The following is a 13,287-nucleotide window of genomic DNA, read 5'->3' on the forward strand; positions in this document are numbered from 1 at the left end:
CCGTGGCCGTCGCTCCGCGGGCGGGCACCCGCACGGGACACCGGTTGCCGGCGCCTCAGCCGAACACGGCCAGGCTCTTCGCCTTCCCTCTGTGCTGCTCCACGAGCGCCAGGAAGCGGCCCTCGGGGTCGAAGACGGCAACGGGGCCTACGCCCGCGTACTCGTCGGGCATGTCCAGGCGGACCCCGTTCGTCAGCAGGCGGGCGCGCTTGGCGTCCACGTCCCAGCGCGGGAACGCGGACGCGGCGGCCTCGGCGATCGGCATCACCGTGAGCTCCTGCTGCAGCTGCTCCAGCGTCCTGGCGGAGTCCAGCTTGTACGGGCCGACGCGGGTGCGGCGCAGTGCCGTGAGGTGGCCGCCGACGCCGAGACCGGCACCGAGGTCGCGGGCCAGGGCGCGGATGTAGGTGCCGGAGGAGCAGACGACGGACACGACCAGGTCGAGTACGGGGGTTCCGTCCTCGGCGACGGCGTCCCGCATGTCGTACACCGCGAAGGAGGAGACGGTGACCGGGCGGGCCGGGATCTCGAATTCCTCGCCCTCGCGAGCCCGCTTGTAGGAGCGGACACCGTCGATCTTGATGGCGCTGACCTTGGACGGCACCTGCATGATGTCGCCGGTCAGCTTGGCGATCTCGGCGTCGACGGCGTCGCGGGTGACCTTCGAGGCGTCGGCCGACCCCGTGATCTCGCCCTCGGCGTCGTCGGTGACGGTGGTCTGGCCCAGACGGATGGTGCCCAGGTACTCCTTCTCGGTCAGGGCCAGATGACCGAGGAGCTTGGTCGCCTTCTCGACGCCGAGGACGAGCACGCCCGTCGCCATGGGGTCGAGGGTGCCGGCGTGCCCGACGCGGCGGGTGCGCGCGATGCCGCGCATCTTGGCGACCACGTCGTGCGAAGTGAAGCCCGACGGCTTGTCGACGATGACAAGGCCGTCGGGCGTGGTGTGCTTCTGCGTCATTCCGCGGTGTCGCCGTCCGTCTCGACAGTGCTGTCCGGCTCCTCGTCGGAGCCCGGCTTGCGGTACGGGTCGGCCTCACCGGCGTACTTCGCGCCCGCGGACACCTCGCGCACCTTCTCGTCGGACTGGCGCGCCTTGTCGAGGAGGTCCTCGATGGTGCGTGCGGTGTCCGGCAGGGCGTCCGCGACGAAGGTGAGGGTCGGTGTGAACTTCACGCCCGCGGCCGCCCCGACGGCCGAGCGGAGCACGCCCTTGGCGCTCTCCAGTCCGGCGGCCGCGGCCTTGCGCTCCTCGTCGTCCCCGTACACCGTGTAGAAGACGGTCGCCTCCCGCAGGTCACCCGTGACCCGGGTGTCCGTGATGGTGACGTGCGAGCCGAGCCGCGGGTCCTTGATCCCGCGCTGCAGCTTCTGGGCCACCACCTCTCGGATGAGGTCCGCCAGCCTTTTCGCCCGCGCGTTGTCGGCCACTGGTCCGTCTCCCGTTCTTTCTTCTTCTCGTTCTTGGCTGTGTGTCGTCAGTCGTCGTGATCGCCGTGGAAGCGCCGTCGTACCGACAGCAGTTCGACTTCCGGACGGCCGGCGACCAGCCGTTCGCACCGGTCCAGTACGTCGGTGAGGTGACCGGCGTCGCCGGACACCATGGCGATGCCGATCCCGGCCCGCCGGTAGAGGTCCATGTGGTCCACCTCGGCCGCGCTCACCGCGTACTTGCGCTGGAGCTCGGCGACGATCGGGCGGACGACGGAGCGCTTCTCCTTCAGCGACCGTACGTCGCCGAGGAGGAGGTCGAAGGACAGCGTCCCCACATACATGTGTGTAACCGGTTCACCCGCCGGTACGGGATCGATGGCCCTGCCGGCTGTGAGGCAGGAACATCAGAACCGTACAACGAAGGGGCCAGGACGATCGACGGATATTACGCTCCGTGGACCGTCGCGCCCGCCTGCGGCGCAGGTCGGCAAACGCCGTGCCGGCCGACGGGACCGAGAGTCCCGCCGGCCGGCACGAACCGTCGGCTGTTACGCCCGCGGCTTCTCGCGCATCTCGTACGTCGCGATGACGTCGTCGACCTTGATGTCGTTGAAGTTGCCGAGGTTGATACCGCCCTCGAACCCTTCGCGGATCTCGGTGACGTCGTCCTTGAAGCGACGCAGACCCTCGATGTTGAGGTTCTCCGCGACCACCTTGCCGTCGCGGATGAGGCGCGCCTTGGTGTTGCGCTTGACCTCGCCGGAGCGGATGAGAACACCCGCGATGTTGCCCAGCTTGGACGACTTGAAGACCTCGCGGATCTCCGCCGTGCCGAGCTCGACCTCTTCGTACTCCGGCTTGAGCATGCCCTTGAGGGCCGCCTCGATCTCCTCGATCGCCTGGTAGATGACCGAGTAGTACCGGACGTCCACACCCTCGCGCTCGGCCATCTGCTGCGCACGCCCGGCGGCGCGCACGTTGAAGCCGATGACGATGGCGTCGGAGCCCATGGCCAGGTCGATGTCGGACTCCGTGACCGCACCGACGCCGCGGTGCAGGACGCGGATGTCGACCTCTTCGCCGACGTCCAGCTGGAGCAGCGAGGACTCGAGGGCCTCGACCGAACCGGAAGCGTCACCCTTGATGATCAGGTTCAGCTGCTGGACCTCGCCGGCCTTGAGCACCTTGTCCAGGTCCTCCAGCGAGACACGGCGCGTGCGCTTGGCGAACGCGGCGTTGCGCTCACGGGCGGCGCGCTTCTCGGCGATCTGACGGGCCGTACGGTCCTCGTCGACCACCAGGAAGTTGTCGCCCGCACCCGGGACGTTGGTCAGACCCAGGACCTGGACCGGCGTCGACGGGCCGGCCTCGGTGACGAGGTTGCCGTTGTCGTCGTGCATGGCGCGCACGCGGCCGTAGGCGTCGCCCACGACCATCGTGTCGCCGACCCGCAGGGTGCCTCGCTGGACGAGGACCGTCGAGACGGCACCGCGGCCACGGTCGAGACGGGACTCGATCGAGATGCCCTGCGCGTCCTGGTTCGGGTTGGCCCGCAGGTCGAGCGAGGCGTCCGCGGTGAGGACCACGGCCTCCAGCAGGGAGTCGATGTGCAGACCCTGCTTGGCGGAGATGTCGACGAACATGGTGTCGCCGCCGTACTCCTCGGCCACCAGCCCGTACTCGGTGAGCTGACCGCGCACCTTGGTCGGGTCGGCGCCCTCGACGTCGATCTTGTTGACCGCGACGACGATCGGGACCTCGGCCGCCTTGGCGTGGTTGAGCGCCTCGACCGTCTGCGGCATGACGCCGTCGTTGGCCGCGACGACCAGGATCGCGATGTCGGTCGACTTCGCACCACGGGCACGCATGGCGGTGAACGCCTCGTGACCCGGGGTGTCGATGAAGGTGATCTTGCGCTCTTCGTCGTTGACCTCGGTCGCGACCTGGTAGGCACCGATGTGCTGGGTGATGCCGCCGGCCTCGCCCGCGATGACGTTCGTCTTGCGGATGGCGTCGAGCAGTCGGGTCTTACCGTGGTCGACGTGACCCATGACGGTGACGACCGGCGGGCGGACCACCAGGTCCTCCTCGTCGCCCTCGTCCTCGCCGAACTCGATGTCGAAGGACTCGAGCAGCTCGCGGTCCTCCTCCTCCGGGCTGACGATCTGAACCGTGTAGTTCATCTCGTCGGCGAGGAGCTGGAGCGTCTCGTCGGAGACGGACTGGGTCGCGGTGACCATCTCGCCGAGGTTCATCATGACCGCGACGAGGGACGCCGGGTTGGCGTTGATCTTCTCCGCGAAGTCGGTGAGCGACGCACCGCGCGACAGGCGAATGGACTCGCCGTTGCCGCGAGGCAGCATCACGCCGCCGACCGACGGGGCCTGCATGGCCTCGTACTCCTGGCGCCTCTGCCGCTTCGACTTGCGGCCACGACGCGCGGGACCACCGGGACGACCGAAGGCACCCTGCGTGCCACCACGGCCACCGGGACCACCCGGACGACCGCCGAAGCCGGGACGGCCACCGCCGCCACCGCCGGGACCACCCGGACGACCGGCGAAACCGCCGCCACCGCCACCGGGACCACCGGGACGACCGGCGAAACCGCCGCCACCGCCACCGGGACGACCGGCGAAGCCGCCGCCACCCGGGCGACCGCCGCCACCGGGACGACCGCCGCCACCGGGACCGCGGCCACCGGGGCCACCGCCACCGGGACGCGGGCCGGCAGCCGGACGCTGCGGCATCATGCCGGGGTTCGGACGCGGACCGCCGGGGCCGCCGCCGGGACGCGGGCCGCCGCCCTGCGGACGGGGCATGCCGCCCGGCGTGGGACGCGGGCCGCCCGGAGCCTGCGGACGGGGACCGCCCGCGGCACCCTGGGGACGGGGACCGCCCTGGCCCTGGCCCTGCGGACGCGGAGCGCCGCCGGGAGCGCCGGGGCCACCCGGGCGCGGAGCACCGCCCGGACGGGGCGCCTGCGGGCGCGCCATGCCGGTGGAGCCACCAGAGGTGAACGGGTTGTTGCCCGGACGCGGGCCGGCCGGACGGGCACCGGGACGCGGCGCCTGGCCACCCGGACGCGGAGCGCCGGGACGCTCACCGCGGCCCTGGCCGCCCTGCCCGGGACCACCCGGACGGGGGGCACCGGGACGCGGCGCCTGGCCACCCGGACGCGGGGCGCCCGGACGCGGGCCGGAGCCCTGGGAGGCGGCCGGCGCGGCGGGAGCCGACGGGGGTGCCGTGAACTCGGGCGTGGTCGGAGCCGGGGACGCCGGGGCGGGCCGCGGCGCGGGCTTCGGGCCCGGGGTCGGACGGGGGCCGGGAGCGGCCGGCGCGGCGGGCGCGGGCTTCTCGGCGGCGGGCGGCTTGGGGGCCGCCGGGCGCGGGGCGGCCGGACGGGCTGCCTGCGCCGGAGAGGGGGCTGCCGGCTTCGCCGGGGCAGCCTTGCGGGCGGGGGCGGGCTTGCCGCCTCCGTTGCCCTGCTGGAGGGCGTCCGTCAGTTTGCGGACTACGGGCGCTTCGATGGTCGAAGACGCCGAACGGACGAATTCACCGAGTTCCTGGAGCTTGGCCATGACGACCTTGCTCTCCACACCGAACTCCTTGGCGAGTTCGTATACCCGGACCTTAGCCACTTCGCTCCTTTTAGGTCCGGGTTGCGGCCGGACCGTCGCTACTTCATGGGCGTACTCATCGCGTACTCATCGAGTGCTCATCGCAATCTCGACCTACTTCCGACTCGCGAGGTACCAGGGCCGCACGGGGGTTCCGCACGACGCTTCTTACGGTGTTGCCTGCTCAGCAACTGTTGCCTGCTCGACGTACCGGCGCAACGCCTTTGTGTCGAGCGCTCCCGGGGCGCGCAACGCCCGCGTGAACGCCCGGCGGCGTACCGCCTGGTCGAGACAGACCAGTGCGGGGTGTACGTACGCACCCCGGCCGGGCAGCGTACCGCGAGGATCAGGGACGCACTCGTCCTCGATCGCCACGATGCGCAGCAGATCAGTCTTGGCCGCTCGCTCCCGGCACCCCACACAGGTGCGTTCAGGGCATGCGCGGACGCGTGTCCGGCCAGACACAGTTAAGTCTACCTCCCCGTACCGACCTCACCCCTTTGGGGCAGGATTCGAACAGTTGCCGCGCGATAACCTGACGTGATCTGAGCGCCTGGCGGCCTGGATCTATTCCCCGGCCTGCTCGGTGTCCGGACGGATGTCGATCCGCCACCCGGTGAGCCGGGCCGCGAGCCGGGCGTTCTGCCCTTCCTTGCCGATCGCCAGGGACAGCTGGTAGTCGGGCACGGTCACGCGTGCGGAGCGGGCCGCCATGTCCACGACCTCCACCTTGGAGACCCGGGCCGGCGAAAGCGCGTTCGCCACCATCTCGGCCGGGTCGTCCGACCAGTCGACGATGTCGATCTTCTCACCGTTCAGCTCGCCCATGACATTGCGCACCCGGCCGCCCATGGGGCCGATGCAGGCGCCCTTGGCGTTCAGGCCGCTGCGGGTGGAGCGGACGGCGATCTTGGTGCGGTGACCGGCCTCACGGGCGATGGCGGCGATCTCGACGGATCCGTCGGCGATCTCCGGCACCTCCAGGGCGAAGAGCTTCTTCACCAGGTTGGGGTGGGTACGCGAAAGGGTGACGGACGGACCGCGGACGCCCTTGGCCACCCGGACGACGTACGAGCGCAGCCGCATGCCGTGCGGATACGTCTCCCCCGGCACCTGCTCCTGCACCGGCAGGATGGCTTCCAGCTTGCCGATGTCCACGAGGACGTTCTTCGGGTCGCGGCCCTGCTGGACCACCCCGGTGACGATGTCGCCCTCGCGGCCGGCGTACTCGCCGAGCGTCGCGTCGTCCTCGGCGTCGCGCAGCCGCTGCAGGATGACCTGCTTGGCGGTGGTGGCGGCGATACGGCCGAAGCCGGACGGGGTGTCGTCGAACTCGCGGGCCTCCTGGCCCTCCTCCAGATCCTCGGGATCCTCCTTCGCCCACACGGTCACATGGCCGGTCTCCCGGTTCAGCTCCACGCGCGCGTGGCGGCGGCTTCCCTCGGTGCGGTGGTAGGCGATGAGGAGGGCCGACTCGATCGCCTCGACCAGCAGGTCGAAGGAGATCTCCTTCTCCCGTACCAAGCCCCGCAGGGCACTCATGTCGATGTCCACGGCTACGCCTCCTCTTCCTTCTCGTCCTTGCTGTCCTTGCGGCTGAACTCGACCTGCACGCGCGCCCGGTCGATCTCCGGGAAGCCGAGCCTGCGCGAGGTGGCCTTGCGGCCCTTCACCCCCGGTACTTCGAGGTCGAGTCCTTCGTCGTCGACCTTCAGGATCCTGGCCACCAGCTCGCCGCCCTCGGCCAGCTGGAACTTCACCAGCCGGTCGACGGCGCGCACGTAGTGGCGGTGCTCCGTGAGGAGGCGCTCCGCGCCCGGGGTTCCGACCTCGAGGGTGTACTCGCCCTCGCCCATCGCGTCGCTCTCGTCGAGCTTCGCCGAGAGCACACGGCTCACATCGGCGATCCGGTCCAGGTCGGCACCGGTGTCGGAGTCGACGACGACGCGCAGCACACGCTTGCGTCCGACCGAGTCCACTGCGATCTCTTCGAGATCCAGGCCCTGGGAGCTGACGAGCGGTTCCAGTAGTTCTCGCAGCCTCTCGCTCTGGGTGGTGCTCATCCGGGTGACTCCTCGGCCGCGTGTGCTGTTGTGGGATGGGTCGCTGTCAGGTCAAAGGGTATCGGGTCGCGGGGGGTGTTGCCGTCCACCTGCGTACGAGCGGTGCCGCTGAGTGGTGCCGTCCGGTTGCGCGGGTACGGTGATCACGGGCCTGCGATCCGCTGATCGCACAGGTGCCTTCGTAACCGCTTTCGAACGAGTTCCCCGAGGACGTCTGCCGTGCCGTACCCCTCGCCGCCGCGCACCCCCTCGGGCGCGCGCAGAAGAACCCTGCTCGTCTCGGCCGCCGGGGCCGCCCTGCTCGTGGGCTGCTCCTCCGGGTCCGGGGACTCGGACGGCCGTACGACCGGCGGCGGTCCGTCGCTCACCGAGCGGGCACGCGCGCGTGCGGCCCGGGACAGCGAGGGGCTGGTCGGGCGCTACGACGCCGTGCTCGCCGCCCACCCGGTGCTGGCGGAGCTGCTGGGGCCGCTGCGGGCGGCCGCGGTACGGCATGTGGAGGCGTTCGGGGGCGGGGCGCCGGGGGCTTCGGGAACCTCGGGGCCCGACGACGGCTCTTCCAGGGCGCCGGAGGCCGGGAAGGCGGCGCCGTCCGCCTCCGGTTCGCCCGGTGTTCCGCCGAACGAGAAGGACGCCGTGGCCGAACTCGCCGCGGCCGAGCGGGAGCTGGCGGACCGGCGCTCCAAGGCGCTCCTCGACGTGCCCGGCGAGCTGGCGCGGCTGCTGGCCTCCGTGGCTGCGGCCGGGGCGGCGCACGCGTACCTGCTGACCGAGGGGGCCAAGTGAGCGAGGCGGGCGACGAGACGAGGAAGCGGCGGCTGACGGCCCTGCAGGCGGCGCTCGCCGCCGAGCACGCGGCGGTGTACGGGTACGGCGTCGTCGGCGCCCGGATCGCCGAGGAACGGCGCAGGGACGCACGGGCGGCGTACGACGCGCACCGGGCGCGGCGGGACGCGCTGGCGCGCGAGGTGCGCGACCTGGGCGCCGATCCGGCCGTCGCGAGCGCTGCCTATGCGCTGCCGTTCCCGGTGCCGGACCCGGCAGCGGCCGTCCGGCTCGCCGCCGAGCTGGAGGACCGGGTCGCCGCGGTGTACTCCGACCTGGTGCGGGCAGCCGAGGGTGGGCTGCGGACCACGGCCGCCGAGGCGCTGCGGGAGGCGGCGGTGCGGGCGGTGCGCTGGCGGGGCGAGAGCGTAGCCTTCCCTGGGCTCGCCGAGCGGGCGGGCGCCCCGTCGGCAGCGGCGGCGCCCACGGCGTGACGGGGGCGGAGGACACGTGGGGGCAGGACGGGAAGGGAACGACTCGCGCATGGCTTTCGAACCGCCGCAGCGTCTGGTCAGGGCGCTCGGTGAGACGGCACCGGACGGTGACGACTGGTTGGGGAAGCTGCCGGAGGTGGCCCACCGGGCCGTCGTCCTGCGTGAGTTGACCGTCGAGCGGGTGCAGATGCCGGGCGGTCGCAGCAGCCTCGTGGTGCTGGTGCGGCGCGCGGACGGCACCCCGGCGGTGCTCAAGCTGGCGCCGCCCCGGTCCCGGCCGGAGAGCGAACGGGCGGCGCTCGCACACTGGGGCGGCCGCGGATCCGTCCAGCTGCTCGAACCTCCCTCACTCTCGGCTTCGCTCGAGCGGGAGGGAGCCCCGGTGACCGAGGGCGTGCTGCTGCTGGAGCGGCTGCATCCGGATCTGTCGGTGCGGTCGTTGCCGGAGGCGAAGGCGCTGCTGGAGGCGGCGGGGACGCTGCGGCGGCTGTGGGTGGAGCCCCCGGCCGGGCACGTCTTCGAGACCGTGGCCGAGCGGACCGGGCGGCAGGCCCAGACGATGCGGACGACCGCGACGGCGCGTGCCGAGGTGGCCCCGCTGGTGGACGCCGCGCTCGCGGCCCGCGAGGAGCTGCTGACCGCGCCGCCCGAGCACCGGCTGCTGCACGGCACCTTCCGGCAGAGCAAGGTGCTGGCCGGGGAGCGGATGCCGTGGCTGGCGGTGGGTCCTGACCCGGTGGTCGGTGAGTGCGCCTTCGACCTCGCCCGGCTGGTACGTGACCGGGTGGAGGATCTCATCGCGCAGCCGTCGGGCGCCGCGACGACCCGGCGGCGCGTGAAGCGGCTCGCGGAGTCGCTGGACGTCGATCAGGAGCGGTTGCGGGGGTGGACGCTGTTCCGGGCGGTGGAGTCCGGGGTGCGGGCGCTTCGGGTGGGGCGGCCGAAGGACGCGGAACTGCTGCTGGAGTTCGCCGGGTGGCTCTAGGCCGCGTCCGTGAAGGCCTGTCGGCCGCCGGGAGGGCGGGCCCCGCGGTGTGGCGGTGCGTGTTCTCGGCGCCGGGCGGATGCCCTCGCACCGGTGGTGGTACGCGGGCTCTCGGCCGCTGCGGCGAGGGGGCGCCTCCCCTGCCCTTCCGGCAGTGCCGGGCGTGCGGGCGGGCGGGGCTTCGCGGACGCGGCCTGGGAAGGTGAGAGCCGGGAGGCGGTGTGCGCCTCCCGGCTCCTGTCGTGCGGGGCCGCGGCTACGCGGTCAGGCGGGCGATCGCCTCGTCGACCGTCAGCTCCTCGCGCTCGCCCGTGCGGCGGTCCTTGAGCTCGACGACGCCCTCGGCCGCGCGCCGCCCGGCCACCAGGATCTGCGGGACGCCGATCAGCTCGGAGTCGGTGAACTTCACGCCGGGCGAGACGCCGGCGCGGTCGTCGCACAGGACGCGCAGGCCGGCCGCGGACAGCTTCTCGGCGACGTCCAGGGCCAGTTCGGTCTGCAGGGCCTTGCCGGCGGCGACGACGTGCACGTCGGCCGGGGCGACCTCGGCGGGCCAGCACAGGCCCTTGTCGTCGGCGGTCTGCTCGGCGAGAGCGGCGACCGCGCGGGAGACGCCGATGCCGTAGGAGCCCATGGTGACGCGGACCGGCTTGCCGTTCTGGCCGAGGACGTCGAGCTTGAGGGCGTCGGCGTACTTGCGGCCCAGCTGGAAGATGTGGCCGATCTCGATGGCGCGGTCGAGCTTGAGGCCGGTGCCGCACTTCGGGCAGGGGTCGCCCTCCTGCACGACCACGACGTCGACGTAACTGTCGACCTCGAAGTCACGGCCCGCGACGACGTTCTTGGCGTGCGTGTGCTCCTTGTTGGCACCCGTGATCCAGGAGGTGCCGGGGGCCACGCGCGGGTCGGCGAGGTACTTGACCTTCTCACCCAGCCCCTGCGGGCCGACGTAGCCGCGGACCAGGTCCGCACGGCCCGCGAAGTCCGCCTCGGTGACCATCTCGACGACGGCCGGGGCGAAGTGCGCCTCCACCTTGTCCATGTCGACCTCGCGGTCGCCGGGGACGCCGACGGCGACGATCTCGCCGTCGACCTTGACGAGGAGGTTCTTCAGGGTGGCCGAGGCCGGGACGCCGAGGGAGGCGGCGAGGGTCTCGATGGTCGGGGTGTCGGGGGTGGGGATCTCCTCGGCCGCCGGGACGGTGGAGCCGTCCACCGGCTTCAGCTCGTACGTGATCGCCTCGGTGTTGGCCGCGAAGTCGCAGTTCGGGCAGTCCGCGAAGGTGTCCTCGCCGGCGCCGGCCGGGGCGAGGAACTCCTCCGACTTGGAGCCGCCCATCGCGCCGGCGGTGGCGGCGCAGATGCGGTAGTCGAGGCCGAGGCGCTCGAAGACGCGCTGGTAGGCCTGGCGGTGCAGGGCGTAGGACTGGGCCAGGCCCTCGTCGTCCGTGTCGAAGGAGTAGGAGTCCTTCATCAGGAACTCGCGGCCGCGCAGGATGCCGGCGCGCGGGCGGGCCTCGTCACGGTACTTGTGCTGGATCTGGTAGAGGATGACCGGCAGGTCCTTGTAGGAGGACGCCTGGTCCCTCACCAGCAGGGTGAAGATCTCCTCGTGGGTCGGGCCGAGCAGGTAGTCGCCGCCCTTGCGGTCCTTGAGGCGGAACAGCTCCTGGCCGTACTCGTCCCAGCGGCCGGTCGCGTCGTAGGGCTCGCGCGGCAGCAGCGCGGGAAGCAGCACCTCCTGGGCGCCGATCGCGTCCATCTCCTCGCGGACGATGCGCTCCACGTTGGCGAGGACCCGCTTGCCGAGGGGCAGCCAGGACCAGATGCCGGCCGCCGTGCGACGGACGTAGCCCGCGCGGACCAGCAGCTTGTGGCTGAGGACCTCGGCGTCGGCCGGGTCGTCGCGCAGCGTCTTCGCCATCAACTGGGACATGCGCTGGACCGGTGCGTTCGCCATGGTTCTCGTACTCCTGCCGGGTTTGGGTTATGGCAGGAGGTTAGCCGGGTGGCACCGGGCGGTGGAAATCGGTTAGGGGCGGCGCAGCGGCAGAGGGGCGCCCATCACGGCGTACGGCTTGGGGGCGCTGGGGAACAGGACCTGGCGGGCCAGGTCCTGGTAGCCGAGGGAGCGGTAGAGGCCGCGGGCGGGGCTCTCGATGTCGATCGCCGAGAGGATCGAGCGGGGTTCGGTCGCGCCGTCCGTGATGGTGGTGATGAGGGAGCGGCCGATGCCGCGGTTCTGGTAGCGGGGGTGGACGTGGAGTTCGGTGATGACGAAGGAGTCGTCGAGCCAGTCGTCGCGCGACTGGGCCCGGAGGTAGGGCTCCACGACGGTGGACCACCAGTGCGTGCGGTCGTTGGGCATGCCGTACACGAACCCGACGAGGCTGCCCGCGGAGGTCGCGCCCAGGGCCCTCGCTCCCGGGTAGGTCATGTGGCGCAGGACGATCTGGCGGCGTACGGCCACTTCGTCCGGGCCCAGGCCGAAGGCGACGGCCTGGACGGCGAGCGCTTCGTCGACGTGGGCGGAGAGGTCCAGGGGGCCGATCACGATGTCGTCGGGGTGGCGGCGGTGTGCGTGACCGGGAAGGCGCATGTGGGGAGCCTACAGGGGGGTTCGCGCCGTGTTCCGGGTGTGGCTCGTCCTCGGTTGCTCGCGTGGTGCCCCGCGCCCCCGGGCGGTTTCAGAACAGGATGCTCATGAAGGCGCCGACCTCCTGGAAGCCCACCCTGTGGTACGTCCGCCTCGCCGCCGTGTTGAAGTCGTTGACGTAGAGGCTGACCACCGGGGCCACGTCCGCCAGGGCGTAGCGCAGAACCGCCGCCATTCCGGGGGCCGCGAGGCCCTTGCCGCGGTACTCGGGGGCCACCCACACCCCCTGGATCTGGCAGGCCCGGTCGGTCGCGGCGCCGATCTCGGCCTTGAAGACGACCTTGCCGTGCTGGTCGAGGCGGGCGAAGGAGCGGCCGGAGCCCACGAGTTCGGCCACCCGGGCCTGGTAGAGGAGGCCGCCGTCGCCGGCCAGCGGCGAGACGCCTACCTCCTCGGTGAACATCGCCACGCACGCCGGCATGATCGTCTCCATCTCGTCCTTGCGGATGCGGCGGACGTACGGATCCGGGGTGATGTCGGCCGGCATGCGGTCGGTGACCATGAGGGGCTGGTGGGCGCGGACCTCACGGGCCGGGCCCCAGCCGGGTTCCAGCAGGCGCCACAGCTGGGCGGTGGAATCGGCGGGTCCGACGATGGAGGAGCAGCGGCGGCCCGCTCGCCGGGCCCGGTCGGCGAAGGCCCGTACCGCTCGCGGGGTCGCGCAGATCGGGACGAGGTTGGCGCCCGCGTAGCACAGGGACGTCAGCATGCCGTCCTCGTACCAGCCCCACATCTCGCCGCCGAGGCGCCACGGGTCGAGGCCGGCGACCTGGACTCGGGACGTCACGAAGGCGTTCGCGACCGGCTCGCGGTCGAGGACGGCGAGCGCGGCGTCCAGGTCACTCGGTTCGAGCACCCGTGAAGTGGTCTGGGTCAACACGTGCGGGGGCCCTCCGGGGGAGCTGCTGGTCTCCGCACTGTACCTGCGGAAGCTGGGCCATGCCGCCCCTCGGCTACGCCGCCGGGGCCGGGCGCCCATGGGCTCAAAAGTGGGGGGTGGTGGGCGACTGCGAATCGTGCGGGGCTGACCGCGCGGGGTCCGCAACCCTTCCGGGGCGCTGCCGCCCCGTCGTCAGCCGGCCACCGACACCGACGGCTCGCCCGATGCCACGCCGTCCGCCTCCATCTGCTCGGCCAGCTTCATGGCCTCCTCGATGAGGGTCTCGACGATCTTGGACTCGGGCACGGTCTTGATGACCTCGCCCTTGACGAAGATCTGGCCCTTGCCGTTGCCGGAGGCGACGCCGAGGTCGGCCTCGCGGGCCTCGCC

General features: G+C 72.1%; 14 protein-coding genes. 3 read left to right on the forward strand and 11 right to left on the reverse strand.

What is annotated here, in order from left to right:
- Positions 1-55: 55 nt before the first annotated feature.
- The 7 genes from truB to rimP all read right to left on the reverse strand — a co-directional run bounded on the left by truB (position 56) and on the right by rimP (position 7,117).
- On the reverse strand, positions 56-961 hold the full coding sequence (gene truB, locus ACWCPI_RS36870; RefSeq protein WP_451042329.1) for a tRNA pseudouridine(55) synthase TruB: 906 nt from the start codon (positions 959-961) through the stop codon (positions 56-58).
- Positions 958-1,431 carry a 30S ribosome-binding factor RbfA gene (rbfA, locus tag ACWCPI_RS36875; RefSeq protein WP_451042330.1) on the reverse strand — a complete coding sequence of 158 codons (474 nt, stop codon included), beginning with the start codon at positions 1,429-1,431 and terminating at the stop codon, positions 958-960. The genes truB and rbfA overlap by 4 nt, the downstream gene beginning before the upstream one ends.
- Before the next feature lie 47 nt (positions 1,432-1,478).
- Positions 1,479-1,775, reverse strand: coding sequence for a DUF503 domain-containing protein (locus ACWCPI_RS36880; protein ID WP_019755573.1), 297 nt, complete (start codon positions 1,773-1,775; stop codon positions 1,479-1,481).
- Positions 1,776-1,982: 207 nt separating this feature from the next.
- The gene (gene infB / locus ACWCPI_RS36885) at positions 1,983-5,075 is read right to left on the reverse strand and encodes a translation initiation factor IF-2 (protein ID WP_451042331.1); all 3,093 of its coding nucleotides are present in this window, start codon (positions 5,073-5,075) and stop codon (positions 1,983-1,985) included.
- A gap of 147 nt (positions 5,076-5,222) precedes the next feature.
- Positions 5,223-5,519: a YlxR family protein gene (locus ACWCPI_RS36890; protein ID WP_388812578.1), complete on the reverse strand. Its 297-nt coding sequence runs from the start codon at positions 5,517-5,519 to the stop codon at positions 5,223-5,225.
- 102 nt (positions 5,520-5,621) lie between these two features.
- Entirely contained in the window at positions 5,622-6,608 is a 987-nt protein-coding gene (gene nusA, locus ACWCPI_RS36895) for a transcription termination factor NusA (RefSeq protein WP_030958814.1), read from the reverse strand.
- A gap of 2 nt (positions 6,609-6,610) precedes the next feature.
- Positions 6,611-7,117 (reverse strand): ribosome maturation factor RimP, encoded by a 507-nt coding sequence (rimP, locus tag ACWCPI_RS36900; protein ID WP_019757214.1) that lies wholly within the window; start codon positions 7,115-7,117, stop codon positions 6,611-6,613.
- A 219-nt stretch (positions 7,118-7,336) separates the two neighbouring features.
- Here rimP and ACWCPI_RS36905 point away from each other — a divergent pair, with 219 nt between their 5' ends.
- Genes ACWCPI_RS36905 through ACWCPI_RS36915 form a run of 3 tightly spaced genes read left to right on the forward strand, consistent with a single transcriptional unit; the run spans position 7,337 to position 9,361 of the window.
- Positions 7,337-7,903 (forward strand): hypothetical protein, encoded by a 567-nt coding sequence (locus ACWCPI_RS36905; RefSeq protein ID WP_451042332.1) that lies wholly within the window; start codon positions 7,337-7,339, stop codon positions 7,901-7,903.
- Positions 7,900-8,376, forward strand: a complete 477-nt coding sequence (locus tag ACWCPI_RS36910) for a ferritin-like domain-containing protein (RefSeq protein ID WP_451042333.1) — start codon at positions 7,900-7,902, stop codon at positions 8,374-8,376. The genes ACWCPI_RS36905 and ACWCPI_RS36910 overlap by 4 nt, the downstream gene beginning before the upstream one ends.
- 49 nt (positions 8,377-8,425) lie before the next feature.
- Complete coding sequence (locus ACWCPI_RS36915; RefSeq protein WP_451042334.1) at positions 8,426-9,361, forward strand: aminoglycoside phosphotransferase family protein; 936 nt, start codon at positions 8,426-8,428, stop codon at positions 9,359-9,361.
- A gap of 256 nt (positions 9,362-9,617) precedes the next feature.
- On the opposite strand, the gene ACWCPI_RS36920 is transcribed toward ACWCPI_RS36915, so the two are convergent.
- From ACWCPI_RS36920 to ACWCPI_RS36935, 4 genes are all read right to left on the reverse strand, one after another.
- A complete protein-coding gene (locus ACWCPI_RS36920; RefSeq protein ID WP_451042335.1) occupies positions 9,618-11,321 on the reverse strand; it encodes a proline--tRNA ligase in 1,704 nt (567 codons plus the stop codon).
- A 72-nt stretch (positions 11,322-11,393) separates the two neighbouring features.
- Positions 11,394-11,960 carry a GNAT family N-acetyltransferase gene (locus tag ACWCPI_RS36925; protein ID WP_451042336.1) on the reverse strand — a complete coding sequence of 189 codons (567 nt, stop codon included), beginning with the start codon at positions 11,958-11,960 and terminating at the stop codon, positions 11,394-11,396.
- Between the two features lie 88 nt (positions 11,961-12,048).
- Positions 12,049-12,897, reverse strand: a complete 849-nt coding sequence (locus ACWCPI_RS36930) for a GNAT family N-acetyltransferase (protein ID WP_451042337.1) — start codon at positions 12,895-12,897, stop codon at positions 12,049-12,051.
- A 192-nt stretch (positions 12,898-13,089) separates the two neighbouring features.
- Positions 13,090-13,287 (reverse strand): flavodoxin-dependent (E)-4-hydroxy-3-methylbut-2-enyl-diphosphate synthase (locus tag ACWCPI_RS36935; protein WP_451042338.1); only part of this gene is annotated, 198 nt, incomplete at its 5' end.

It is taken from the genome of Streptomyces sp. NPDC001920 (genome assembly GCF_053594495.1).

Excerpts from the sequence above, each read along its gene's own strand:
- truB (WP_451042329.1), bottom strand. The coding sequence starts at position 961 with ATGACGCAGAAGCACACCACGCCCGACGGCCTTGTCATCGTCGACAAG.
- ACWCPI_RS36880 (WP_019755573.1), bottom strand. The coding sequence starts at position 1,775 with ATGTATGTGGGGACGCTGTCCTTCGACCTCCTCCTCGGCGACGTACGG.
- rimP (WP_019757214.1), bottom strand. The coding sequence starts at position 7,117 with ATGAGCACCACCCAGAGCGAGAGGCTGCGAGAACTACTGGAACCGCTC.
- ACWCPI_RS36915 (WP_451042334.1), top strand. The coding sequence starts at position 8,426 with ATGGCTTTCGAACCGCCGCAGCGTCTGGTCAGGGCGCTCGGTGAGACG.
- ACWCPI_RS36920 (WP_451042335.1), bottom strand. The coding sequence starts at position 11,321 with ATGGCGAACGCACCGGTCCAGCGCATGTCCCAGTTGATGGCGAAGACG.
- ACWCPI_RS36925 (WP_451042336.1), bottom strand. The coding sequence starts at position 11,960 with ATGCGCCTTCCCGGTCACGCACACCGCCGCCACCCCGACGACATCGTG.